The organism is Tsuneonella sp. HG222 (assembly GCF_053819185.1).
This window is the reverse complement of sequence record NZ_JBSOQZ010000001.1, coordinates 629,124-652,500: the sequence shown is the minus strand read 5'-3', so window position 1 is coordinate 652,500 and position 23,377 is coordinate 629,124. Positions and strand designations below refer to the sequence as shown.

Annotated in this window: 28 protein-coding genes (1 of these 28 running past the window's edge); 14 read left to right on the top strand and 14 right to left on the bottom strand. The window is 67.1% G+C overall.

Annotation, left to right across the window (positions count from 1 at the left end; all coding sequences use genetic code 11):
- The 4 genes from ACWPMZ_RS03285 to ACWPMZ_RS03270 form a co-directional block, all read left to right on the top strand.
- Positions 1 to 663: the 3' end of a lipopolysaccharide biosynthesis protein gene (locus tag ACWPMZ_RS03285; RefSeq protein ID WP_455702586.1), read on the top strand. 813 nt of this gene lie to the left of the window's left edge; the window shows 663 of its 1,476 coding nt (coding positions 814–1,476); the start codon falls outside the window, past its left edge; it ends in the stop codon at positions 661 to 663.
- A gap of 81 nt (positions 664 to 744) precedes the next feature.
- Positions 745 to 1,677: an aspartyl protease family protein gene (locus ACWPMZ_RS03280; RefSeq protein ID WP_455702585.1), complete on the top strand. Its 933-nt coding sequence runs from the start codon at positions 745 to 747 to the stop codon at positions 1,675 to 1,677.
- Between the two features lie 48 nt (positions 1,678 to 1,725).
- Positions 1,726 to 3,552: an ABCB family ABC transporter ATP-binding protein/permease gene (locus ACWPMZ_RS03275; protein WP_455702584.1), complete on the top strand. Its 1,827-nt coding sequence runs from the start codon at positions 1,726 to 1,728 to the stop codon at positions 3,550 to 3,552.
- A gap of 103 nt (positions 3,553 to 3,655) precedes the next feature.
- Positions 3,656 to 4,231: a cytochrome c gene (locus tag ACWPMZ_RS03270; protein WP_455702583.1), complete on the top strand. Its 576-nt coding sequence runs from the start codon at positions 3,656 to 3,658 to the stop codon at positions 4,229 to 4,231.
- A gap of 37 nt (positions 4,232 to 4,268) precedes the next feature.
- Here ACWPMZ_RS03270 and hslU read toward each other — a convergent pair whose 3' ends face one another.
- From hslU to ACWPMZ_RS03250, 4 genes are read right to left on the bottom strand one after another with little or no spacing between them, the layout of a single operon-like run.
- Positions 4,269 to 5,579 (bottom strand): ATP-dependent protease ATPase subunit HslU, encoded by a 1,311-nt coding sequence (gene hslU / locus ACWPMZ_RS03265; RefSeq protein WP_455702582.1) that lies wholly within the window; start codon positions 5,577 to 5,579, stop codon positions 4,269 to 4,271.
- A gap of 31 nt (positions 5,580 to 5,610) precedes the next feature.
- A complete protein-coding gene (locus tag ACWPMZ_RS03260) occupies positions 5,611 to 6,693 on the bottom strand; it encodes an FAD-dependent oxidoreductase (protein ID WP_455702581.1) in 1,083 nt (360 codons plus the stop codon).
- A 15-nt stretch (positions 6,694 to 6,708) separates the two neighbouring features.
- Positions 6,709 to 7,269: an ATP-dependent protease subunit HslV gene (hslV, locus tag ACWPMZ_RS03255; RefSeq protein WP_455702580.1), complete on the bottom strand. Its 561-nt coding sequence runs from the start codon at positions 7,267 to 7,269 to the stop codon at positions 6,709 to 6,711.
- A gap of 45 nt (positions 7,270 to 7,314) precedes the next feature.
- On the bottom strand, positions 7,315 to 7,776 hold the full coding sequence (locus ACWPMZ_RS03250; RefSeq protein WP_455704155.1) for an outer membrane protein assembly factor BamE: 462 nt from the start codon (positions 7,774 to 7,776) through the stop codon (positions 7,315 to 7,317).
- Positions 7,777 to 7,929: 153 nt separating this feature from the next.
- Between ACWPMZ_RS03250 and ACWPMZ_RS03245 the strand changes: the two genes are divergently transcribed.
- A complete protein-coding gene (locus ACWPMZ_RS03245) occupies positions 7,930 to 8,445 on the top strand; it encodes a ubiquinol-cytochrome C chaperone family protein (RefSeq protein WP_455702579.1) in 516 nt (171 codons plus the stop codon).
- Positions 8,442 to 8,954 carry a YceD family protein gene (locus ACWPMZ_RS03240; protein ID WP_455702578.1) on the top strand — a complete coding sequence of 171 codons (513 nt, stop codon included), beginning with the start codon at positions 8,442 to 8,444 and terminating at the stop codon, positions 8,952 to 8,954. Before ACWPMZ_RS03245 ends, ACWPMZ_RS03240 begins: the two co-directional genes overlap by 4 nt.
- A 22-nt stretch (positions 8,955 to 8,976) precedes the next feature.
- Here ACWPMZ_RS03240 and ACWPMZ_RS03235 read toward each other — a convergent pair whose 3' ends face one another.
- From ACWPMZ_RS03235 to ACWPMZ_RS03205, 7 genes are all read right to left on the bottom strand, one after another.
- Entirely contained in the window at positions 8,977 to 9,720 is a 744-nt protein-coding gene (locus tag ACWPMZ_RS03235) for a Crp/Fnr family transcriptional regulator (protein WP_455702577.1), read from the bottom strand.
- A gap of 161 nt (positions 9,721 to 9,881) precedes the next feature.
- Positions 9,882 to 10,571, bottom strand: coding sequence for a guanitoxin biosynthesis heme-dependent pre-guanitoxin N-hydroxylase GntA (gene gntA / locus ACWPMZ_RS03230; protein ID WP_455702576.1), 690 nt, complete (start codon positions 10,569 to 10,571; stop codon positions 9,882 to 9,884).
- A 91-nt stretch (positions 10,572 to 10,662) separates the two neighbouring features.
- Entirely contained in the window at positions 10,663 to 11,205 is a 543-nt protein-coding gene (gene ssb / locus ACWPMZ_RS03225) for a single-stranded DNA-binding protein (protein ID WP_455702575.1), read from the bottom strand.
- 123 nt (positions 11,206 to 11,328) lie between these two features.
- Positions 11,329 to 13,179: a ferrous iron transporter B gene (gene feoB / locus ACWPMZ_RS03220; protein ID WP_455702574.1), complete on the bottom strand. Its 1,851-nt coding sequence runs from the start codon at positions 13,177 to 13,179 to the stop codon at positions 11,329 to 11,331.
- A 1-nt stretch (position 13,180) separates the two neighbouring features.
- On the bottom strand, positions 13,181 to 13,420 hold the full coding sequence (locus tag ACWPMZ_RS03215) for a FeoA family protein (RefSeq protein WP_455702573.1): 240 nt from the start codon (positions 13,418 to 13,420) through the stop codon (positions 13,181 to 13,183).
- Between the two features lie 52 nt (positions 13,421 to 13,472).
- Entirely contained in the window at positions 13,473 to 14,132 is a 660-nt protein-coding gene (locus ACWPMZ_RS03210; RefSeq protein ID WP_455702572.1) for a COQ9 family protein, read from the bottom strand.
- 2 nt (positions 14,133 to 14,134) lie between these two features.
- Positions 14,135 to 14,749, bottom strand: a complete 615-nt coding sequence (locus ACWPMZ_RS03205) for an ankyrin repeat domain-containing protein (protein WP_455702571.1) — start codon at positions 14,747 to 14,749, stop codon at positions 14,135 to 14,137.
- Positions 14,750 to 14,843: 94 nt separating this feature from the next.
- Here ACWPMZ_RS03205 and ACWPMZ_RS03200 point away from each other — a divergent pair, with 94 nt between their 5' ends.
- From ACWPMZ_RS03200 to ACWPMZ_RS03190, 3 genes are read left to right on the top strand one after another with little or no spacing between them, the layout of a single operon-like run.
- Complete coding sequence (locus tag ACWPMZ_RS03200) at positions 14,844 to 15,428, top strand: SCO family protein (protein WP_455702570.1); 585 nt, start codon at positions 14,844 to 14,846, stop codon at positions 15,426 to 15,428.
- Positions 15,416 to 15,862, top strand: coding sequence for a YcgN family cysteine cluster protein (locus ACWPMZ_RS03195; protein WP_455702569.1), 447 nt, complete (start codon positions 15,416 to 15,418; stop codon positions 15,860 to 15,862). Before ACWPMZ_RS03200 ends, ACWPMZ_RS03195 begins: the two co-directional genes overlap by 13 nt.
- On the top strand, positions 15,859 to 16,581 hold the full coding sequence (locus ACWPMZ_RS03190) for a M48 family metallopeptidase (protein ID WP_455702568.1): 723 nt from the start codon (positions 15,859 to 15,861) through the stop codon (positions 16,579 to 16,581). The genes ACWPMZ_RS03195 and ACWPMZ_RS03190 overlap by 4 nt, the downstream gene beginning before the upstream one ends.
- On the opposite strand, the gene ACWPMZ_RS03185 is transcribed toward ACWPMZ_RS03190, so the two are convergent.
- Together ACWPMZ_RS03185 and ACWPMZ_RS03180 are read right to left on the bottom strand one after the other, a co-directional pair.
- The gene (locus ACWPMZ_RS03185; RefSeq protein ID WP_455704154.1) at positions 16,578 to 18,716 is read right to left on the bottom strand and encodes a TonB-dependent receptor; all 2,139 of its coding nucleotides are present in this window, start codon (positions 18,714 to 18,716) and stop codon (positions 16,578 to 16,580) included. The genes ACWPMZ_RS03190 and ACWPMZ_RS03185 overlap by 4 nt on opposite strands.
- A 117-nt stretch (positions 18,717 to 18,833) precedes the next feature.
- Complete coding sequence (locus ACWPMZ_RS03180) at positions 18,834 to 18,992, bottom strand: hypothetical protein (protein ID WP_455702567.1); 159 nt, start codon at positions 18,990 to 18,992, stop codon at positions 18,834 to 18,836.
- Between the two features lie 14 nt (positions 18,993 to 19,006).
- Here ACWPMZ_RS03180 and ACWPMZ_RS03175 point away from each other — a divergent pair, with 14 nt between their 5' ends.
- From ACWPMZ_RS03175 to ACWPMZ_RS03165, 3 genes are read left to right on the top strand one after another with little or no spacing between them, the layout of a single operon-like run.
- Positions 19,007 to 19,615, top strand: coding sequence for a hypothetical protein (locus ACWPMZ_RS03175; RefSeq protein ID WP_455702566.1), 609 nt, complete (start codon positions 19,007 to 19,009; stop codon positions 19,613 to 19,615).
- A complete protein-coding gene (ribD, locus tag ACWPMZ_RS03170) occupies positions 19,608 to 20,552 on the top strand; it encodes a bifunctional diaminohydroxyphosphoribosylaminopyrimidine deaminase/5-amino-6-(5-phosphoribosylamino)uracil reductase RibD (RefSeq protein WP_455702565.1) in 945 nt (314 codons plus the stop codon). Before ACWPMZ_RS03175 ends, ribD begins: the two co-directional genes overlap by 8 nt.
- Positions 20,553 to 20,561: 9 nt before the next feature.
- Complete coding sequence (locus tag ACWPMZ_RS03165) at positions 20,562 to 21,179, top strand: riboflavin synthase (RefSeq protein ID WP_455702564.1); 618 nt, start codon at positions 20,562 to 20,564, stop codon at positions 21,177 to 21,179.
- Here ACWPMZ_RS03165 and pspF read toward each other — a convergent pair.
- Positions 21,176 to 22,201, bottom strand: coding sequence for a phage shock protein operon transcriptional activator (pspF, locus tag ACWPMZ_RS03160; RefSeq protein WP_455702563.1), 1,026 nt, complete (start codon positions 22,199 to 22,201; stop codon positions 21,176 to 21,178). The genes ACWPMZ_RS03165 and pspF overlap by 4 nt on opposite strands.
- A gap of 153 nt (positions 22,202 to 22,354) precedes the next feature.
- Between pspF and ACWPMZ_RS03155 the strand changes: the two genes are divergently transcribed.
- Both ACWPMZ_RS03155 and pspA read left to right on the top strand, forming a co-directional pair.
- Positions 22,355 to 22,525: a hypothetical protein gene (locus ACWPMZ_RS03155; RefSeq protein WP_455702562.1), complete on the top strand. Its 171-nt coding sequence runs from the start codon at positions 22,355 to 22,357 to the stop codon at positions 22,523 to 22,525.
- On the top strand, positions 22,522 to 23,376 hold the full coding sequence (gene pspA / locus ACWPMZ_RS03150) for a phage shock protein PspA (protein ID WP_455702561.1): 855 nt from the start codon (positions 22,522 to 22,524) through the stop codon (positions 23,374 to 23,376). Before ACWPMZ_RS03155 ends, pspA begins: the two co-directional genes overlap by 4 nt.
- Position 23,377 lies beyond the last annotated feature (1 nt).

Genomic DNA, 23,377 nt, shown 5'->3' with positions numbered 1-23,377 from the left:
GCCTTCCCCGCCTACGCGCGGCTGCAGAACAGCCCGGAGCAGTTGGGCCCGGCCTTCCTCAAGGCGGTCAAGCTGGTCCTGCTGGTTACCTGCCCGCTCTACTTCGGCCTTTCGGCGGTTGCGGCCGACGCGGTGCATGTCGTGCTAGGGTCGAAATGGTCCGAAATGTCGGGACTCGTCGCCATCCTCGGCCTGGCGATGCCTGCCTTTACCCTGCACATCCTCTTCGCCCCGCCGATCAACGCGATGGGCCATGTGAAGATCACCATGCGCGCCGCGGTCTTCGGCGCGCTGATAATGCCGCTGGCCTATCTCGCCGGGCTGCGCTGGGGGACGACGGGTCTCGCCATGGCCTGGCTGATCGCCTTTCCGCTCCTGCCCCTGGCAACTTACATCCAGGCGCGGTCCATCCTCGGGATAAATGCACGCGGAATGCTCGGCGCGATCGCTCCTCCCTTGCTCGCGAGTGCAGGGATGGCTTTCGTCGTGGTCGCGGCGGGCCGCGAGCTGCACGGGTTGCCGGAATGGCAAAGGCTGGTGACGGGCATCGCCGTCGGAGGCCTGGCCTACATTGCCTTCCTGCTCGTCATATCGCGCGAGACGTTCGGCGAGGTGATGGCCCTCTTGCGCAATCGCGCCACGGCCTTGCCCGCCGCCGCCTGATCTCGTTTCCGCCTGTCCCAATCTCGTGGTAGTATGCCCGAGCGCTCCGGCCAGGCGCGGGGGCGCTTTGGGAGACAGGCTATGAGCTGGTACCTCTTACTGGCCGCCGTCGCGGCCGGGAGCGCGACCGCCGCCACGACGTTCGAGGAAGCGCACGTTCCGACCGAAGAAGCCGACAAGATAGCAATGGGCGAGGAGCGCTATGAGCGCCTGACAGTGCCCGTGACGATCATGGGCCAGGGCCCGTTCCGCTTCATGATCGATACCGGCGCCCAGGCGACGGTCCTCTCGACCATCCTCGCCGATCATTTGAAACTGCACGATCGGCGCGATGCGATACTCGTCGGCATGGCGAGCCGGCGGCCGGTGGAAGTTGCCGAGGTGCCCGAGTTTTCGCTCGGAACGCGAACGATCAACATCCAGAATGCTCCCTTGCTCGAGCGGGCCAATATCGGTGGAGCGGACGGGATCGTCGGCCTCGACAGCCTGCAGGGCCAGCGCGTGCTGCTCGATTTCGACAAGAACGAAATGCATGTTGCCGATGCGCGCGAACTGGGCGGCAATCGCGGCTACGAGATTGTCGTCAAGGCGCGCCCGCGGCTTGGCCAGCTGATCATCACGAATGCCAAGCTGAACGGCGTCCCGGTCCAGGTGTTGATTGATACGGGCGCGCAAGGGAGCGTGGGCAACCATGCCCTGCTCGCCAGGCTGCGCCATACGCGCGACATGGGCGAGACCACCATGACCGACGTAAACGGGATCACCCTGTCGGGTACCTCGCGGCAGACACGGGCGCTCAGCTTCGGCCGGATGGAGATCAACAATCTTCCCGTCGTGTTCGCCGACTCGCCTTCGTTCCGTGCACTCGACCTGCACGATCAGCCGGCGCTCGTGCTGGGCGTGCGCGAACTGCGGATGTTCAAACGCGTCGCGATCGACTTCGAACAGCGCAAGATCCTGTTCGACCTGCCCACCGATCCGCACGCGCCCATCGGCAACCACCACTACCTCTGACCGCCCGCGGCATTGCCAAGGAGGGGCCAAGGCCCCACTTGGCAGGCGATGAGCGCGGACGGGACAAACGAGAGCGAAACTATCAAGCGCGATCCTGCCGACTGGGGCACGATTCGCCGATTCTTCCCGTACCTCTGGCCTGCGGACCGCCCCGATCTGCGCCGGCGGATCGCGTTTGCCGCGCTGTTCGTGCTGCTTGCCAAGGGGGTCGTTCTGGCCTTGCCCTTCGCCTACGCAGGTGCGGTCGATGCCATGGCGGATCGAACCGGGGCCGCGGTGGCCGTCGCCTTCGGCATGGTCCTGGCCTACTCGGCCGGGCGCTTCGCCGTCGTCGCGTTCGACAACGTGCGCAACATCATCTTCGAGCGCGTGGGGCAGGACGCGGTGCGCCAGCTGACCGAGGACGTCTTCGGCCGCCTGCACCTGCTCAGCATGCGCTTCCACCTGTCGCGCCGCACCGGCGAGGTGACCAAGATCGTCGAGCGCGGGACCAAGTCGATCAACTCGATGATCTACTTCCTGCTGTTCAACATTTTGCCGACCGTGGTCGAACTGCTCGTCGTCGCCGGCATCTTCTATTTCAAGTTCGGCTGGGAAATGGTCGCGGCCACCGCGGTCGCGGTCGTATCCTACGTCTGGCTGACCCGCACCATCACCGAGTGGCGCACGAAGCTGCGGGCGCAGATGAACGAGCTCGACGGAACCGCGCTCGCCCGCGCGGTGGATTCGCTCCTCAACTACGAGACGGTCAAATACTTCGGGGCCGAGAAGCGAGAGCGCGAACGCTACGGCTCGGCCGCCCGGGCCTATGCCGAGGCAGCGATCAAGAGCGAGAACTCGCTCGGCCTGCTGAACATCGCGCAGGCGACGATCATGAACCTGCTGATGGCGGGCGCGATGGCCTTCACCGTATGGGAATGGAGCAAGGGCAACCTGACGCCGGGCGACCTGGTGCTGATCCAGACCTTCCTGACCCAGTTGTTCCGCCCGCTCGACATGCTCGGCTGGGTCTACCGCACGATCCGCCAGGGCTTGATCGACATGGCGATGATGTTCCGCCTGATCGACACCGATATCGAGGTGAAAGACGTGCCCGGAGCGCCCGCGATACTAGTGCGCCGGCCGACCGTAGTGTTCGAGGACGTCGTCTTCGGCTACGACCGCAACCGGGAAATCCTGCATGGCCTCAGCTTCGAGGTGCCCGCCGGCGGCCATGTCGCCATCGTCGGCCCATCGGGCGCGGGCAAGAGCACGATCGGCCGCCTGCTCTTCCGCTTCTACGATCCGTGGGCGGGCCGCATCCTGATCGACGGCCAGGACATTCGCGAAGTCACGCAGGATTCGCTCCGCCGGCAAATCGGCATCGTCCCGCAGGACTCGGTGCTGTTCAACGACACCATCGGCTACAACATCGCTTATGGCAGGGAAGGCGCGGGCGAGGACGAGGTCGTCGCCGCGGCGCGCGACGCGGCGATCCTGCCCTTCATCCGCAAGCTGCCCGACGGATTCGACACCGAAGTCGGCGAGCGCGGGCTCAAGCTGTCGGGCGGCGAGAAGCAGCGCGTGGCGATCGCCCGCACGCTGCTCAAGAACCCGCCCATCCTGTTGCTCGACGAGGCAACGAGCGCGTTGGACACCCGGACCGAGCAGGACATCCTGGGCACCCTCAGGCGCGTGTCGGAACATCGCACGAGTCTGTCCATCGCGCACCGCCTATCGACCATTGCCGACAGCGACCTGATCTATGTGATGCACGAAGGCCGCCTTGCCGAGCACGGGACGCACTCGCAACTGCTGCGCCGCGATGGCTTGTATGCGGAGATGTGGGCCAGGCAGGCCCACGAGCAGGAGGCTTTGGGCGAGGCGGCCGAATAGCGGTGTAACGCGCGTGTAGCGGCCGCGTTACCGTTAATCGTTTGTCGCCCTCCGGCCCCGCGCGCACCCTCTCCGCTCCATCCCAGAGCCGAGGATTCCTGCCATGCGTGTGCCTGCCCTTGCCCCGCTCCTGCTCGCCGTCGCCGTAACCGCCTGTTCGAAGCCTGCCCCGCCGCAGGAGGTCACCGTGCACGAGATCATGGTCGAGAAGATCGACGGCATGGCCGACCCTCTCTGGGAGGTCACCAATACCGCGCTCGACGAAAATGCGGCGATCGATCCTGCCAGGCTGACGGACGCGCAATGGACGGAATTGGCGCGGCTCGCATTGGGGGTGAAGGAGGGGGCGGACCAGCTCGCCACCATGCAGAAGATCGTGCTGGCCAAACCGGGCGTGAAGATTTCCGACGAGGACAGCGACTTCGGATCATCGGCGGCGCAAGTGCAGAAGAGCATCGATGCGAACCCCGAGGATTTCCGCAATTTCGCCGGTGTGCTGGCCGCGCACATGGCCGATCTCGCGGCTGCGGCCAAGGCGCACGACGCGGCAAAGGCGACACCCTTGGTCGATCAGCTCGACGGGGTGTGCGAGCAGTGCCACCTCGAATTCTGGTATCCGCAGGACCGCGCGCTGGTCGAATCCATCCGCCGCACGAACGGCGACGATCCGACCACCTGATGAAAATTCGACCCGCTGTCGCGGCTGAATTCGTCGTTCAGAGGATGTATTTGCTCAGGTCGCTGTCGCCGGCGAGGTCGGACAGGCGCTCGCGCACATAGGCCGCGTCGATCTTCACGGTCTCGCCCGTGCGGTCCTCCGCCTCGAAGCTCAGATCCTCGAGCAGCCTTTCCATCACCGTCTGCAGGCGGCGGGCACCGATGTTCTCCACGCTCTCGTTCACCTGCGCGGCGATCTTGGCGACCGCGGCCACGGCCTCGTCGGTGAAGTCGAGCGTCACGTCCTCGGTGGCGAGGAGCGCGCGATACTGCTGAACCAGGTTCGCCTTGGTCTCGGCAAGAATGCGCACGAAGTCCTCTTCGGTCAGGCTGCGAAGCTCGACCCGGATCGGCAGGCGGCCCTGCAGCTCGGGCAGCATGTCGCTCGGCTTGGCGACGTGGAACGCGCCGCTGGCGATGAACAGTATGTGGTCCGTCTTCATCGGCCCATACTTGGTGGCGACGGTCGTGCCCTCGATCAGCGGCAGCAGGTCGCGCTGGACGCCCTCACGGCTGACCGAGCCGCCGCGCACATCGCTGACGGCGATCTTGTCGATCTCGTCCAGGAACACGATGCCGTTGGTCTCAGCGTTCGCCAGGGCCACACGGGCGACATCGTCCTGGTCCATCCGCTTTTCGGCCTCTTCGTCGACCAGCTTGTCCCAGGCGTCGGGCACCTTGAGCTTGCGGCGCTTCATGTTCTGCTTGCCCATGGCCTTGCCGAACATCTCGCTAAGGTTGATCATCCCGACATTGCCGCCGCCCGGGATGTCGAACGGCATTTGCGGCGCGTCCTCGATCTCGATCTCGACCTCGGTATCGTTCATCGCGTTCTGGGTGATGCGCTGGCGGAACGCCTCGCGGGTCGCCTCGCTGGCGCTCTCGCCGACGAGCGCCTTGAGCAGGCGATCCATCGCCGCCTTGCTGGCTGCTTCGCGCACCGCCTCGCGGCGGCGTTCCTTCTCGAGACGAATGGCCTCCTCGACGAGGTCGCGGGCGATCTGCTCGACGTCGCGGCCGACGTAGCCGACCTCGGTGAACTTGGTCGCCTCCACCTTGACGAAGGGCGCTTCGGCCAGCTTGGCGAGCCGCCGGCTGATCTCGGTCTTGCCGCACCCGGTGGGGCCGATCATCAGGATGTTCTTGGGGGTGACCTCGTCGCGCAGGTCGGCGCCGAGGCGCTGCCGGCGCCAGCGGTTGCGCAGGGCCACGGCCACCGCGCGTTTGGCATCGGACTGGCCGATGATGTGCTCGTCGAGCGCGCGGACAATGGCTTTCGGAGTGAGGCTTTCGATGGAAGATCCCGTCATGCGCCGCAATTTGGGTGTGGCGGCGGCGGGTTCAAGAAGCGCAGCCGCTGTTGAGGCGGGCGTGGGCCGCCAAGATGCGCGAAATGGCGGGCTCCTCGGTCACCGCCTCCTCGACGCCGCGTTCATAAGTGCCGCCCAGGATGATCCCGTCGGGCCGGGAGAACATGTAGCCGCCGGGCAGTTCGTAGGCATATCGCACTTCGGGTTGTGGCAGGAGGACGGCCAGCTGCCCGCGCATCGGGATCATCTCCCGGTCGCCGAACAGGTCGCGCGCGCCGAGGCCGGTACAATTGAACACCGTCGCCTCCGGGAGAGCCGCCACCTGGTCTGGAGAAGACAGCGCGCCGACCACGAAACGGCCGCCTGCCAGCAGGAAGTCCTCGGTCAGGCGCGTCAGGTAGCGACCAACTTCGACGTACATCGTATCATAGCGCCGCACTTCATAGGCGGAGAAGGGATTGGCCGGCCCCTGCAATTCTACCGATCCCGCGTGGACGAGCGCGTCGATGCCGCCAGGCGCGCCTAAGTCCTGCTCGTAGGTCGGCAGCCAGCGGACGCCGTAATCGTCGCCCACCATGATCTGGAAACGCCGCCACGAATAGGCGAGCGCCGCTGCGAACTGTGCCCGCCAGGCGTCGTCGACCGCGCCGGAACGATAGAGGAGCGACGGCTTGATCTGGCCGCCCGCGATGTTGCTGGTGGTTTCGGGCGGGAGCGAGGCGGCGTAGATCGTCACCGCACGTCCGCGCTCCTGCGCCAGCCGCGCGGTCGACAGGCCCATGATGCCCGCGCCCAGCACGGCGACCGGACCCGACGTGTCGGGCAGGCCGAGATCGACCGCCAGCCGTGCCGAGCCCCAGCTGAGCGTGATTCCGGATCCGCCGTGCCCGTAATTGTGCACCAGCCGCTTGGCCCCCAGCGGCTCGGCGCGGACGACGAAGCCCGAAGATCGGTATGGCCGCGGACCGGCGACCAGCCGGATCACGCGCGACCGATCGACCTTGACCCGCGGCAGGCAGGCCGCACCTGCGGAAGCGACCGGCACGCCCGGCGTGGCGCAAGCCGCGAGCAGCCCGCTCGCGGTCGAGGATGCAAGAAAGCCGCGCCGATCCATCGGCGCGGTTGTGGCCTAAACCGTCTCCAAGGTCACCCGGTCGTTGGTGAAAACGCATACTTCTGCAGCGACTTCCATCGCGCGGCGGGCGATCTTCTCAGGGTCGGTTTCATACGGATCGAGCGCGCGGGCGGCGGCCAGTGCGTAGTTGCCGCCGCTACCGATCGCGGCGATCCCGCCTTCGGGTTCGAGCACGTCGCCATTGCCCGTGAGCACCAGCAGAACGTCGGCATCGGCCACGATCATCAGGGCTTCGAGGTTGCGCAGGTACTTGTCCGTGCGCCAATCCTTGGCCAGCTCGACGGCGGCGCGCATCAACTGGCCGGAATACTGTTCGAGCTTCTTCTCGAGCCGTTCGAACAGCGTGAAGGCGTCGGCGGTGGCGCCGGCAAAACCGGCGATGACCTTGTCGTCCTTGCCGATCCGGCGGACCTTGCGCGCGTTGGGCTTCATCACGGTGTTGCCCATGGAAACCTGGCCATCACCGGCGATGACGGTCTTGCCGCCCTTTTTCACGCCGATGATTGTCGTGCCGTGCCAGCGGGGCATCCCGCGATCGTCAGTCTGTCCGTCCATGGCGCGCGATATGGGTCGCCAGCCGAACGGCTTCAAGCGGATCGGCTACGGACCGCCGGGGCCACCCGCGCCAGCGCCGCCGGCGCCGACCTGGCCGATATTGCCGAACAGGTCCTGCAGGAAGGTGCGCTCGCGGCCCAGCGTCGGCGTTTCGTCACCATCGGGGCTGATGCGCGACACCTGGTCGAGCCCGGTGCGCTGCGCGGTCAACACGTTGCCGGCCTGGTCGAAATTGACCGCCAGGACCGAATGCTCGTAGATCTGCGGGCGGCCGAAAGGCGCCTGCTTGGTGAAGCTGGAGACGTAGTACCAGGTGGGGTTGCCGAACTGGCTGATGAAGCTCGGCCGGCCCAGCGTGGCCTCCACCGATTGCCGGTTATCCACGCCCGGCTGGACCGATCCGACCAGCGTCTCGTCGACGATGAAGCCCCGGTGCTCGGAAATATTGGCGCATCCAGCCGCCATCGTCGTGGCGCCCAGCAGGGCCGCGATGCGTAAAATGCCCATCATGTCGCGAAACCGTCTCCGTAATCTCGAGCACATTGCCAGCGGTGCCGGCGCGCTTATATCGGCGCTGGCCTTAGGGACTGGCGCGCCGCTGTGCAACGGCGCGCTTCGGCCCCTGGCGTTGAACAACTGCTGAATGGACGGACTATCCCCATGAACCTGATTTCCCGCCTGCTCGGAACCGCGCCCGACCCGCGCGATGCGCTGCGCCCGCTGTGGCACAAGACGGTCGAGACGGCCCGCGATCCGCACTGGTATGCCGAGTGCGGCGTGGCCGACAGCGTATCGGGCCGCTTCGACATGATCACCGCGGTGCTCGCCTTCGTGCTTTTGCGGCTGGAAGCTGCCGGGCGGGCTGCCGAGAGCGCGCTGCTGACCGAGCTTTTCGTCGAGGACATGGACGGCCAGTTGCGCGAGAGCGGCGTGGGCGATCTGGTGGTCGGCAAGCGAATGGGCCGCCTGATGGAATCGCTCGGCGGACGGCTCGACGCCTATCGCAGCGCCGTCGCCGCAACTGACAATCAAGCGCTTGAAAACGCTGCCGAGCGCAATGTGACCTTGGGCGAACAGCCCGATATTCCGGCGCTGGCCCGGGGCCTGCGCGCGCTGTCCGCAGCGCTGGCGCGAACCGATCCGGTCGACCTCGTGGCCGGGAGGATCGAGCGGTGAGCGCGAGCGAGTTCCCCCGCCCGATCGACCGCCGGCACTTGCCTTCGCGCGAACTGCACCTGGAGGCCAACGAGGCCGAATGTGCAGCGCTGGCCGAGCGTTTCGGCCTGGTCGCCATCCAGCGTCTCGACGCCAGGGTCGTGCTGACGACCGACGGCGAGGCGATCGACGCCGATGGGACTTTGGAAGCCGAGGTGATCCAGTCCTGCGCCATTTCCGGCGACGATCTGCCGGTTCGGATTCGCGAGGCGATCGTGCTGCGCTTCGTGCCGGAAACCGCGATCCCCGAGCCGGGCGAAGAAATCGAGCTGGAAGAGGACGAACTCGACGAGATCCCCTTTGCCGGCCACGTCTTCGACCTGGGAGAAGCGGTCGCCCAGACGCTTTCGCTGGCGATCGATCCCTTTGCCGTGGGTCCCGGTGCTGAAACGGTCCGCACCGAGGCGGGCCTGCTCGACGAAGGCCAGGCCGGGCCCTTCGGTGCCCTTGCCGCGCTGAAGAAGAACTGAAGTCCGGCGCTCCCGGGCCCGGCTATCCGTCGACCAGTGCGCTCACCTGCAGGTTTCCGTCGCCGTAGAGATAGTCGGGCTTGAACTCGCTCAACCGGTTGAGCGCGGGAAGATCGCGGATCTCGATGTAACCGTCGCCGAGAGTGTCGAGCAGGCCGCGGTCCTTGAGCTGGCGAAAGCTGCGATTGGCGTGGACCAAGCTGATGCCGCACGCTTCGGCGTAATCGCTTTGCAGAAGGGGCACCGTCAGGCGGCGTCCGTCGAATTTGTTCACGAAGGCGAGCCGGGCGCACAGTTCCGAGATGAGCTGGGCGATGCGCCCTTCGGCATTCAGCCGCCCCAGCCGGAAGATCCATTCGCGGTGCATGGCCGCATCGAGCAGGGTGGAAAACCACAGGACCCGCGCAAGGTGCGGCATTTCACGGACGAGTTCGCTGATGGCCTTGTGCGGCACACGGGCCACTGTCACCTCGTCGAGCGAGGAGACGCCGTGATCAATCCGTTTCATGGCATAGCCGTGCAGGTCGACGAAATCACCAACCACGCTCAGCCCCACGATCTGTCGCTTGCCGCGCGCCGCGTCGATATGGCGCAGCATGGTGCCGGAGACGAGATAGTAGCTGTTCTCGAGCCATTCTCCGCTGCGCACTAGGGTGGTGCGCGGCTTGAGCACGACGGTTTCGGCGACGGCCGCGTCGATCCGCTCTCGTTCTTGAGGGTCAAGATCGTGGCGCAACCGTCCCTTGAGAAACAGATCAGTCAGCATGAGTGGCCCCTCTTCAGGACCGCCCGGCTAACCGCCCTTTAAACGCCGGTCAAAGCAGCAAATGTTGCACGGACATTCCCCACCGCGTTACGCTCAAGATAACTCGAGGTCTGGTGTTGGTCGCTGGATCCGGCCCGCAAGGCGCGCCGCCACGCCGCAGTTCAGGCGCGTGGGTCGCGGAACGGACAAGTCCAGTTTGCGTCCACCGCACGTCCGGAATATTGCCGCGCCTCGCTCGCCTCGCCGTGGCGCGCAAGCATGGGATTGATGTCCCCGGCAAGTTCCTCGTCGCGCGCGAGGATGGTCCGGCGCATTTTTTCGTAGCGGCCCTCTTCGCGCAGGCGTTCGAACTGCGCGTGCAGGTTGAAGACCATGACGGGCCACGGAAAGCGACGTGCAGGCCGGCTTGCATTGGGATGAAGCCCGACCACGAAAAACGCCTCGCCACCGAAGCTGAGGGAAAAATGCGGATCGTCGGGATCGCGGCTGACCTTGGGGTCGTAGTGCTGGCCGCGCCAGGAATCCTTGTCGGCGAGCGACTGGATGCGTTCCCACATAGCCTCCTCGAAGGCTTCTTCCGACAGGTTAGCCGGTTCGGCGAACACGATCGCCAGGCTGCGCAGCCCGCCCGGATCGCGGGAATAGTCATGCGCCCAGTCGATCAATTCGGAATGGATCGTGACGTCGTTCCAGGCGCTGGTGATGTCGTGACCCCGCACGATCTTCAGCATTCCGCGGGCAAGCGCCGACTTGGCGCCGACGCAGGGGAAGCTGGCGTCTTCGATGATTCGGGCGAATTCGGCCTCGTCGATGGGCGGAGGCGCAAGCAGGTCTAGGGCAGTGGATGACATTGCCACTCAAAAGGCCGGGGAAGGATCGAAGTTCCGTCCAAACTGCGCCTTAAATGATGCTTACGCCTTGCGGCAGCCCTGCCGGCGCGGCCTAGAACGGAATGTCGTCGTCGAGATCGTCGCCGAAGTTCGAGCTGCCGCCGGAAGCGGCACCGCCGCCGCCACCGGAGCCCCCACGGTCCCAGCCGCCACCGCCGGAGCCACCGCCAGAGCCTCCGCTGGAGCCACCCCCGCCCCAGTCACCGCCGCCACGCTGGCCGCCGCCGCCGCCGCCCGCACCCGGCGCTCCGTCGAGCATGGTCAGAACGCCGCCGATGCCACCGACCGAAACCTCGGTCGTGTAGCGGTCGTTGCCGGACTGATCCTGCCATTTGCGGGTGCGAAGCTGACCTTCGATGTAGACCTTGCTGCCCTTGCGCAGGTAGCGCTCCGCCACGCCGACCAGTCCGTCGGACTGCAGCACGACCTGGTGCCACTCGGTACGCTCCTTGCGCTCACCGGTCTGCTTGTCCTTCCAGTTCTCGCTCGTGGCGAGGCGAAGGTTGCAGATCCGGCCACCGTTCTGGAAGCTCTTCACTTCCGGATCGGCACCGAGGTTGCCGATCAGGATGACCTTGTTGACGCTGCCTGCCATGGGATTCCTCTCGAATGGGTCAAAGGCCCGCGGCGACCGCCAGCCGATATGTGATTCCGCCGATATGTAGGCGTCCGGCAGGCTGCCCGGCAACCGCCGCGCAGCACTTTTCCCGCACCAGCCCTACAGCCCGGCGGCCACAGCCAGCCAGTAAGTAAGCCCGGCGAATACGTAGGCGAGCACGAACAGGTAGCCCAGCATGAACAGGGGCCATTTCCACCCGTTCGTCTCGCGCCGGGCGACCGCAATGGTGCTGAGGCACTGCGGCGCGAAGACGAACCAGGCAAGGAAGGCAAGCGCGGTCGGCAGGGTCCAGCTAGCCTGCAGTTGCGGCACAAGGCCGGCGGCGGCAGCATCCTCGTCCTCGGCATCGACGGCATAGGTCGTGGCGAGCGAGGCGACCGCGACTTCCCGCGCAGCCATCGCAGGGATCAGCGCCAGCGCGATCTCGTGGTTGAAGCCGATAGGCTCGACAATCACTTCCAGCCCGCTGGCGATGTGGCCCGCGATGCTCGCTTCCGACTGGCTTTCGCCCGGCTCCGCCTGGGGAAAGCTGAGCAGCACCCACAGCACGACGGTGACGGTGAAGATGATCGTCCCCGCGCGGCGCAGGAAGATCCAGGCGCGCTGCCACAGGCCGATGGCTAGGTCGCGCAACGGGGGCATCTGGTACTTGGGCAGTTCCATGATGAATCCGCTGGCATCGCCCTTCGTCGCCGTGCGGCGCAGGACCAGCGCGGCGAGCATCGCGCCGACGATCCCGGCCACGTAAAGGGCCAGCAACACCAGCCCCTGCAGGCCTATGCCGGCGCCCACGTTGGTCGCCGGGATGAAGGCGGCGATGATCACCGCGTAGACGGGCAAGCGTGCCGAACAGGTCATCAGCGGGGCGACCAGGATCGTGGTCAGCCGGTCCTTGGGATCGGCGATCGCACGGGTCGCCATGATGCCGGGAATGGCGCAGGCGAAGCTTGACAGGAGCGGGATGAAGCTGCGGCCCGACAGCCCGACGCCGGCCATCATCCGGTCCATCAGGAACGCTGCGCGCGCCATGTAGCCCGACTGCTCCATCGCCAGGATGAAGGCGAAAAGGATCACGATCTGCGGCAGGAAGACGACCACCGAGCCGACCCCGGCGAGCACGCCCTGGGTCAGGAAATCGCGCACGAACCCTGCCGGAAGGGTTGCGTTGGCCAGGTCTATCAGCGCGCCGATCCCCGCATCGAGCGCATCGGCGAACGGCGTCGCCCAGGCGAACACCGCCTGGAAGATGACGAACAGCAGGGCGAACAGGAACAGCGGGCCCAGCCACGGGTGGAGCAATGCCTTGTCGAGGCTGGCGTGCAGGCGATGACGGGCCGTTTCCGACAGGATCGCCGCCTTGGCGATGTTGCGCGCCACCAGCCGCCGTTCCGGCAGCGTGACGTGCGGGCGCGGATGTTTGGGTTCTTCGGCGGCGACCGTTTCGGCGCTGCCGATGGCCGCGACCAGCGCGTCGATCCCCTTGCGCCGCACGGCCACCGTGGGGACCACCGGCACGCCCAAAGCATCCGAGAGCGCCGCGGGATCGAGGACCAGCCCGTCGCGCTCGGCCAGGTCGACCATGTTGAGCGCCACGACGACCGGACGGCCGAGTTCGATCAGTTCCTGTGCGAAGACGAGATGCTGCTCGAGGTTGGCCGCGTCGAGCACGATGATCAGCACCTCGGGCACTGCCTCGCCGGGAAACTCGCCGAGCACGACCTTGCGGGTCACTTCCTCGTCGGGGCTGGCGGCATCGAGCGCGTACGAGCCGGGCAGATCGATCAGTTCGACCGGCTCGCCGCTGGGCAGCAGCATCCGCCCGGATTTGCGCTCGACAGTGACGCCCGGATAATTGGCAATCTTCTGCCGCGCGCCAGTCAGCACGTTGAACAGCGCCGACTTGCCGCAGTTCGGGTTGCCGACGAGGGCGGCGGTGCGCAGGCGGCTCACGTCAGACCTCCTCCACCGTCATCGCCGCGGCGTGGACCCGGCGGATGGCGAGCGTCATGCGCCCGATCAGGATCGCAAGCGGATCGTGGCCGCCGAACACGCCGCGATGCGCCACAGCCACGCGCGCGCCCTCGTCGACACCCAGCGCGCGCAGGCGCTTCGCTTCGTCGGGCGAAAGCACGGCCCAGTCGATCGCGACGATCTCGGCGCGGACGCGGGGCGGGAGTTGATCGAGGGTCATGAGGGCGGGTTGGCAGAACGCCGCCCTATTTGCAACTGGCTCGCAATAGTGTTTAACGCGCCGGGTATCGCAGGCGGCCGAGAAAACGCATCACGTCGAAGTGGTCGCGGTCCTTGCCGAGCAGCTGGGCCTTGGCCTTTTCGAACTTCATCACACCTTCGATGCGGCGGTCGAGGAAGGCGCGGGTCTCGCTCTTGTCCTCGCTCTCGTCGCTGACGAAAACGGCCAGGGTGGCGGCGTAGATGGAGCCGAGGATCGCCCGTTTGGTATAGTGGTTGTAGTCGGTCGCCGTATCGCCGGCCAGGCGCCACATCGCATCGGCGCTGGACCAGCCGAGCTTTGCGGCGCGAACCAGATTCTGCGGCAGGGCCTGGATGGCGAGCGCGCGGCGCAGCGCTTCTTCCAAGCCGGCAACCGCCTCGAGACGGAACCAGACGAGGGCGCGGATCCGTTCGCGGATCGGCATGGCGGCTACGATTTCGGGCGCGAACGCCTCGATCATCCGGGCATCGATGTGCGCGATCCATGCGGCGATCATGTCCATCGCCCCGCCGGGATAGGCCAGCCGCGCTACCGCGGGATCGACACCTGACGCGGCCGCCGCGCTGTCCAGCGCCGCGTCGTTCCACCCGTCGAAGATCGCCGCCTCCGCGACGCGCGGCGCGAGTGCGATCCGCAGCTCGTCGAGCGTCAGGTCGTCGGCCGGATCCACCGTCAGAAGCTCGGCCCGTAGACTTGCGCCGATTTGGCCTTCTCACCCTTGTCGGTCAGGCGGTTGATCTCGTTCAGGATGGCGGTGAAGGTGTTGTCCACCGAAGCATAGTCGCGAGCCGAGCGGCCCGAATTGTCCGGCCGTTCCGGATCCGCCCCGGCGCGCAGCAGCACGCGCAGCATCGCCATGTCGCGCCGGTGGACCGCCGAGATCAGCGGCGTTTCGCCTGCGTTGTTCGCCACGTCGACCCGGGCCCCGTTGCGGGTCAGCAGGGACACGCCCTCGACCCAGCCCATCTGACTCGCCAGCATCAGCGGGGTCACGCCCTGCTTGTCGGTCAGGTTCGGGTTGGCCTTGAGACCGATCAGATACTGTATCCAGTCGAGATCGCGCCGCTGGGTCGCCAGGTGGAGCGCCGTGTGCCCCTTGGTGATGTCGCGCGCGTCGATGACGGTGGGGCTCTTGTTGTAGATCTCGTTCAGCTTCGCGCGGTCTTTCTTCTCGACCGCCTCGAGGAACTTGAAACCGTCCGAATAGACCTGCGCCGCAGCCGGGACCGCGACCGCCGCCAGCGCCCCCGCGACGGCTGCCAGCTTGATTCGATGGGCGAATGCCACCTGATTGCCTCCAGAAATTTATGCGGAAAGCCCGCGCTCAAGATGCGGACTTCCCTTGCTGCCAGCCGGTTAGCAGAGCATGAACCGCAAGGCCATGCTTCGTGCCCTCCTCACATCGATCGCCGTTCTCGCTCTCGCCGCCTGCCAGCCCGCCGGGCCCGCGGAAAGCCCGCCTCTGGAAGGCGCGGCGATCGGCGGCGAGTTCGACCTGGTCGATTCCGCCGGCAAGGCCGTGCACTGGGCGGACTTCGCCGGAAAGTATCGCATCGTCTATTTCGGCTACGCCTATTGCCCCGACGTCTGCCCGACCGACGTGCAGCGCTTCAGCAAGGGACTCGAACTGTTCGAGGAGCAGGATCCGGCGCGCGGCGCGAAGATCCAGCCGATCTTCGTCACCGTCGATCCGGAACGCGACACGCCCGAGGTCGTCGGCGAGTTCGCCAGCAACTTCCATCCGCGGCTGATCGGCCTGACCGGCACGCCCGAGCAGATCGACGCCGCGGCCAAGGCGTTCGCGGTGTTCTACGGCAAGGGCAAGACGTCCGAGGGTGGCGGCTATCTGGTGGATCACTCGTCCAACACCACGCTGTTCGACCCCGACGGCAAGCCGCTGGCGCTGCTGCCGACCGACCAGGGCCCCGAAGCGATCGCCGCCGAGCTCGACAAATGGGTGCGATGAGAACCCGCTTCTGGGAACTGCCGCTGGCCGAACTCGCGCGCGACGAATGGGAAGCGCTGTGCGACGGCTGCGGCAAATGCTGCCTGCACAAGCTGGAAGACGAGGACACCGGCGAAATCGCTGAGACGAATGTCGCCTGCAAGCTGCTCGACACCGAGACCGCGCGCTGCAGCGACTATCGCCACCGCAAGGCCTTCGTGCCCGATTGCCTGCGCCTGACGCTCAAGCTGGTGGGTACCGTGCCCTGGCTGCCCGAGACCTGCGCTTACCGCCGCCGCCACGAGGATCGCCCGCTGCCGTCATGGCATCACCTGCTGACCGGAAATCGGGCGGCCATGATCGCCGCCGGAGCCTGCGTGGCGGGTCGGGTGATCAGCGAGGTCGACGCCGGGCCGCTCGAGCATCACGTGGTCGAGTGGGAGGCGGACGCATGATCGACTGGCTGCGCCGGCCGCAGGTCGATCCGGCGGTGGAGATCGGCGGGCGCATCCTGCCCATCGCCATTCGCCATCACGCGCGCGCCCGTCGGCTGACGATGCGGCTGGCGCCCGACGGCAGCGAGGTGCGCGTCACCCTGCCGACATGGTGTTCGGGCCGCGAGGCGCTGGTCTTCGCCAGTTCACGGCTCGACTGGCTCGAGGATCAGCTGGCGAAAGTCCCCGAGGCGGTGCCGCCGCTGCCCGACGGATCGCTGCGCTATCGCGGGCGCGACCTGGCGGTGGACTGGTCCGCGAGCCGCCGCCGCGCCCCGCGCCTCGATGGCGAACGCCTGATCGTCGGCGGGGCTGCCGAGAGCCTGCACGCGCGCCTGCAACGGTGGCTGGAGGGCGAGGCGCGCCGGCTGCTGGGCGAGGACTTGGCCCATTATTGTACCCGCGCGGGCCGTCCGCCCTCGCCGCTGCGCCTGTCGCGCGCCCAGCGCCGTTGGGGTTCCTGTTCGAGCGCGGCGGCGATCCGCATCAACTGGCGGCTGGTCATGGCGCCCGACGAGGTGCGCCGGTCGGTTGTGGCGCACGAGGTCGCTCACCTGGCGCATTTCGACCACTCCCCGGCGTTCCACGCCGAGCTCCGCCGCCTGTTCGAAGGCGACCTCGCCTCCGCCGACCGCTGGCTCAAGGACCACGGCCGCGGTCTCTATGCGCCGTTCGGCTAGAGGCTGACCCGGACGCTCAGCTTGACGTTGCGCCCGCTGAGCGGCGCAAAGTCCTTGGTGAAGCTGGCATGGGCACGGCGCGTGACATCGAACAGGTTGTCGCCCTGGAGCATGACGGTCAGGTTGTCGGACCCGCGCAGGGGTTTCCAGGCAAGCGACAGGTTCGCCGTGGTGTAGCCGTCGGTCGGCGTCTCGAAACCGGCTACCCGGTCCTGCCGGTCGACCCATTCCACCTCGCCGCGCACGTCGAAGGCGTCGGACTGCCATTCGAGCCCCGCCGAGAGGCTGAGCGGCGGGATGCGCGGCACCGGGTCGCCATCGTCGAGCGTGGCGCGGATGTACTCGCCCGTCAGGTCGGCCACCAGGTCGCCGGCCCCGGCCCGCAGCAGCGGCATGCTCGCCTCCGCCTCGATACCGAAGAACCGGGCGCCCTGCTGCCGATAGGCATAGACGGGCAAGTCGTCTTCGATCAGGCCGCTGTCCTGCAGATAGACGAAATCGTCGAACCAGTTCTGGTACACCGCCACCGCGACCCGCGCTGGGCCCAGGTTGCCGCGGACATAGCCTTCCAGGCCCCAGGCCTTTTCCTTGGTTAGCGCAGGATCGCCCAACTCGTATTGCTGCGTCGCGATGTGCGGTCCGTCGGCAAACAGTTCCTCAGCCGAGGGGGCGCGCTGCGAGTGCGATCCGTTTATGCCGAAACGGAGCCCGTCGCCCGGCTCCCAGGCCACGCCGAGCGCGCCCGACAGCGTGTCGAACCGGCGCGAGAGGCCGAGCGTGGGCGCGGCGATGTCGCTGCGTTCGAACCGGCCGCCGAATTCGAATTCCACCGGCCCCGTCTCGACCTCCTGCAGTGCGAAAAGAGAGACCTGCTCGGTGCTGTTGGGGGGCACGAAGGCCTCCGCCCCGATCGCCTCGAGATTGCGCTGGAGATACTGCGCGCCGAGCGACCCGCGCCACCCGCCGCGATCGCGCTGGACCAGCTCGACCCGGCCTTCGACGCCGTCGACCAGGAAGGTCGTGCCGATCTCGTCGCCTTCGAACTCGATGTGCTTGTAATCCGAATAGCCCCAGCGGGTACGGACTTCCTCGAACGGCCCGCCCGAAAAGGAGAACGCGCCGCGCAGGTTGGCGCTGACCTGTTCGAGGCCGATCGAAACGTCCTCTTCGCCGTGCGCCTCGCCTTCGTCGGCCGCCGCATCCTCTTCTTCGTGGTGATGGCCGGCGCCCGGGCGCGCCGGGATGCCGTAGTTCGTGTCGTAGTAGCCCACCGACACCCCGAGCGAGGCAGTGCTGCCGATCCAGGCGAGTCCGGCGCCGGCCGAAGCCGTGCGCGTTGCGCTGTTGGGCAGGACGCCGCGCATCGTGGCCGCTTCGCGCAGTTCGGCCGCTTCGCCGCTCTCGCCTTCCGCCTCATGCTCGGCCGCATCGGCCAGCAAGTCCGCACGAAGCGGCTCGGCGACGACGGCGCCGCCCACCGAGACGTCGGCGGTCTCGCGCCAGGAACCATCGAGATGGAAAGCCATGGTTCGCGACAACGGCACGTCCACCGAGGCGCCGCCTTCGCGCAGGTTGTACGCCGTGTCGGCCGCGACGATGCCGTCGAAATGCACCGGCTCTGTCCCAACCCGGCGCGGGATGCGCTTGTCGATCACGTTGACCGCCCCGCCGATCGCCGAGCTGCCGTAGAGCAGCACCGCGGGGCCGCGGAGGACCTCGATCCGCTCGGCCGTCAGCGGGTCGATCGTAACCGCATGGTCCGCCGAGGTATTCGACGCGTCGATCGATCCGATGCCGTCGACGAGCACGCGCACCCGGTCCCCCTGGAAGCCGCGCAGGACCGGCCGCGAGGCGCCTGGCGAGAAGCTGGTCGCCGAAACGCCGGGCAGATCTGCCAATATGTCGCCCACCTGCCCGGCGAGGTTGCGCTGCAGGTCGTCGCCGGTGACCACCGATGTTCCGGCCAGCAGGTCGAGCCGCTTGAGCCCGCTGGCGGTGACGACGATATCACCGTGGAAATCGTCGCCGCTCTCCGGCCGCTCGCGTGCGGGCGGCGGGGCCTGGTCTGACGACTGGGCGTGGACGACCTGGGGAGCCAGCGCGGCGGCACCGGCGAGAAAGGCAACTCGAACCATGGACACGAAGACAATCGACCTTTTGACGTTATACTATAACGTGACCCCGTAATCCCACCCCGGCGCGGCGCAATCCGCAACCGCCAGACCGTTCCCTCTCTGCGACGAGTGCCGGGATCAGTCGTACCAGAACGGCTTCCACACCGGCTTGGGCTTCTTGCCCGAACCGTTGCGCGTCTGGTTGAGATAGGATTGGTAGCGGCTCGACAGCCAGATTACCGCAAGCACCGCCGCGGCGAGCATCGCCATGCCCCCGTAGATTAACACATCACGCATAGAGTCTGCGACCTTTGCCCCTGATTTTCGGGCGTTTCGCACGGATCGGCGCGCGTGGCGATGGGCAATTCAGTCGTAGCGAAACAACCGGACGTCGCAGGTCCAGGCGCGCACCACTGGCGTTGTGTCGGCAATGCGCCTATCTTCCGGGCATGGGCTTCTGGCGTAACGTCTCCCCGCGCGGTGCGGTGGGCGATTTTCTCGACACCTGGCGACAACCGCAGCCTTACCGCTGGCAGATTCTCGGCATTGCCGTGGCGCTGACCTTCGCCATCATGATGCTCTTCATCCCCAAGAGCGAGCGCGCCGATCCCGAGCGTCCGACGATCACATACATCAGCACGCTCGACGAAACCCGCACCGACGCGGAGATCGTCGCGTCGAACCAGGCGAACCAGAAGCGCAAGGAAGAAGCCGAGGCCATCCTCGCCGCCCGGGTCGAGAGGCGCAAGGAATTGTATCGCGCGCTGGGCCGTGCGACCGGCGTCGACGTTGCCGAGATGGAACGCAAGATTAAGGCCGAGGAGGCCGCCGAAGCCGCCGCCAAGGCCGAGCAGCAGCGCCAGATCAATGCCAACCGCGCCGCGACGGCCGCCGCCGAGGCCTCCACCGCCGGTGAATGACGCGGATTCGCGCTGGCTTGCCGCTGCGGCGGCCCTGGCCGAGCGCGCCCGCCCGCTGAGCCGCCCCAACCCGGCGGTCGCGTGCCTGATCATCAGGGACGATATCGTCGTGGGACGCGGCTGGACCGCCCCCGGGGGGCGCCCGCACGCCGAAGCTGTAGCCCTGGCCGAGGCAGGCGAGGCCGTGCGCGGCGCCACCGTCTATGTCACGCTCGAACCTTGCGCCCATCGCAGCGCGCGCGGGCCGGCCTGTGCCGACCTGCTGGCGCAAAGCGGCTTAGCGCGCGTAGTCGTCGGCATAGGCGACCCCGACCAGCGAACCGCCGGTGCCGGAATCGCGCGGCTGGAAGAAGTAGGAATCGCCTTGACGCTGGCCGACGGTGCGCGCTGCCGGGCAAGCCTCTCCGGCTACCTGATGCAAGCCCATGAAGGCCGGCCTTTCGTCACGCTCAAGCTCGCCGTTACGGCCGACGGGTTCGTCGCCCGGCCAGACGGCAGCAGCAAGTGGATTACAGGCGAGGCCGCCCGCGCCCATGCGCACCGGGAGCGGGCCCGCAACGATGCGATCCTCGTGGGCGGCAACACCTTGCGAGCCGACGCGCCGCGTCTGGACGTGAGGCTTCCCGGTCTGGAGGAGCGCAGCCCCCGGCGACTGCTTCTTACACGCGGCGCGGCGCCCGCTGGCTGGACCGCCCTTCCCTCGCCAGAAGCTATCCGCGACCTGGCCGACTGCCAGTACCTGATGGTCGAAGGCGGCGCGCAGGTGGCGCAGGCTTTCCTCGGCGCGGGCCTGGTCGACCGGATCCTGCTCTACCGCGCATCCACGACCTTCGGTGAGGGCATCGCTGCGTTTCCCGCGGGCCTTGCCGGGTGGCAGGTCACCGAAAGCAGGATACTGGGCGCCGACACTCTCGAAATCCTCGAGCCCGCACGCTAGGAGGCCTGCATGTTCACCGGCATCGTCTCCGCCATCGGCACGATCGAAATGCGCGAGGAGCGCGGCGACCTGCGCCTGCGCATCGCCTGTCCGTTCGATCCCGCCCGGATCGCCATCGGCGGCAGCATCGCCTGCGCGGGCGTGTGCCTGACGGTGGTCGAGCGCGGCGGGAGCGCGGGCGCGGCGTGGTTCGCGGTCGACGTGTCTGCCGAGACCCTTTCGCGCACCGCGAGGGGCACATGGGAGCAGGGCGCCGTCCTCAATCTCGAGCCGTCGCTTCGGCTGGGGGACGAGCTGGGCGGGCACATCGTCTCGGGCCATGTCGACGCGGTGGGGACGGTCGCGGAGCGCAGCGCCGAGGGGGATTCGACCCGCCTGGTGATCGCCGCCCCGCAGGACCTCGCGCCGTTCCTGGCCGAGAAGGGTTCGGTCACCGTGAACGGCGTCTCCCTGACGGTAAATCACGTGGAAGATCAACCGGATGGCTCGGTGCGATTCGGGCTTAACATGATCCCGCATACGGCCCGGGTGACGACGCTGGGGGCACTGGCGCAGGGCGACGAGGTCAACCTCGAGATCGATACGGTCGCGCGCTATCTCAAGCGGCTGGAGAGCCTGCGCGGCTAGTCGCCGTCGGTCAGGCCGTGCTTGCGAATACAATGCCTTAGCTGGTCGTAGGTCAGGCCCAGCGCCTTGGCGGTCTGGCGCTGGTTCCAGCGATTGCGGCCCAGGTGATGTTCGACGATCGCCCGCTCGTGCGCCTCGACCGCGCCGCGCAGATCCTGGATCGAATCGTAGTTCGGCCCGTGCTGAATTTCATCCGCGTTTTTCGACGTCTTCTCACCCTCGACCGCGCGATTCGACGGTTGCGGGATCCAGGGGCTGTCGAACGGGTCGAACTGGACGTAGCTGATCGGCTCGTCCCATTCATCCCAGCGATAGACCGCGCGTTCGATCACGTTGCGCAGCTCGCGCACGTTGCCCGGCCAGCCGTAGTTCTCGAGCTGGCGGACGACGTGCTCGGCAAAGCCCGGCCAGCGGTCCCAGCCGATCTCGGCGGCCATGCGGCGGCCGAAGTAGTCGGCCAGCACCATGATGTCGCCTTCGCGCACGCGCAGCGGCGGCAGGGTGATGACCTCGAAGCTCAGCCGGTCGAGCAGGTCGGGGCGGAACCGACCCTCGGCCGCCAGCCGCGGCAGGTTCTCGTTGGTCGCCGCCACGATCCGCACGTCGACCCGGATCGGACGGCTCGAGCCGATGCGCGAGACCTCCCCGTATTCGACCGCCCGCAGCAGCCGCTCCTGCGCGCCCATGCTGAGGGTCGCCAGTTCGTCGAGAAACAGCGTACCCCGGTCGGCTTCCTCGAACCGACCGACGCGCGCCTTGGTAGCACCCGTGAAGGCGCCGGCCTCGTGGCCGAAAAGCTCGGCCTCGATCAGCGTTTCGGGCAGCGCCGCGCAGTTCATGGTGACGAGGGCTTCGTCCCACCGGGTCGAGAGGCGATGCAGGCGTTCGGCGATCAGTTCCTTGCCCGTCCCGCGCTCGCCGATGACGAGCACCGGGCGGCGCATCGGCGCGGCGCGGCTGGTCCGCTCCACCGCGTCGAGAAATTCGCTCGATTGGCCGATAAACTGCACGTCGCGTTCCATGCACCCAGATTTAGCGAAAATTCCCAACTGCTGGCAATAGTGACCAACTCCCCAAGCGCCAAATTTCCTCAAGCCCTTGGAACACTGCAGTATTTCCAGTTTGGCACGCCCCTTGCTGAAGAGTGAACAAGGTTCAAAGAGGAGGAATACCCCATGTTCGACCGTCACTTCCTGACCAGCAAGCTCGGTATCGCCGCGCTCGTGAGCGTGGTCATGATGGTCACTTTCGCGCTGTCCGCGCCGACGCTGGCCCAGGTGGCCGGTTCGCCGGCCGAGCCCAGCCCGAGTTCCGTCATGGGTCTGCCGATGGTGGTGCTGGCATGAGCGAGGAGGAAGGCCCCTTCGGCCCGATCCGCGACAGCCAGTCGTCCAGACACCTGTCCGGACGCAGCGAAGGCTCGCGGCTCGATCGCGAGATCGAGCGGCTGCGCACCAGCCCCACCCCCTTACGTGGCCAATTTTCTTCCGGAGGCACCTGGATGGGTATCTTTTCCCGTACCCGCGATATCATCGCGGCCAACTTCAACGAACTGCTCGACCAGGCCGACGACCCGTCGAAGATGATCCGCATGATCATCATGGAAATGGAGGAGACCCTGGTCGAGGTGCGCGCCAGCGCGGCCCGCACGATCGCCGACCAGCGCGAGATGCACCGCCACACGGTCAAGCTGGAGAAGCTCCAGGCCGACTGGGCCGACAAGGCCGCGCTCGCGCTGTCGAAGGACCGCGAGGACCTGGCCCGCGCCGCGCTGCAGGAGAAGAAGCGCGCCGGCGACATGGCCGAGCAGCTCAAGACCGAAATCGCCGTGCTCGACGATGCGCTGCGGGCCTACGAGCAGGACATCGCCAAGCTGCAGAACCGCCTGCGCGAGGCGCGCAGCCGGCAGACGCAGATCGCGGCCCGGCTGGAAAGCGCCGAGAACCGCGTCAAGCTGCGCAGCCTGATGACCAACGAGCGGGTCGACGACGCGCTCGCCCGGTTCGACCAGCTCGAACGCAAGGTCGACTATGCCGAGGGCCGTGCCGAAGCGCTGTCGATTTCCGACGGCACCGGCAAGCCCAGCCTGTCCGACGAAATCTCCGCGTTGCAGGACGACGACAAGATTTCCGACGAACTCGAGCAAATGAAGCGCGCCCTGGGTCTCAGCGGCAGCGCGACCGACAAGGAGGACTGAT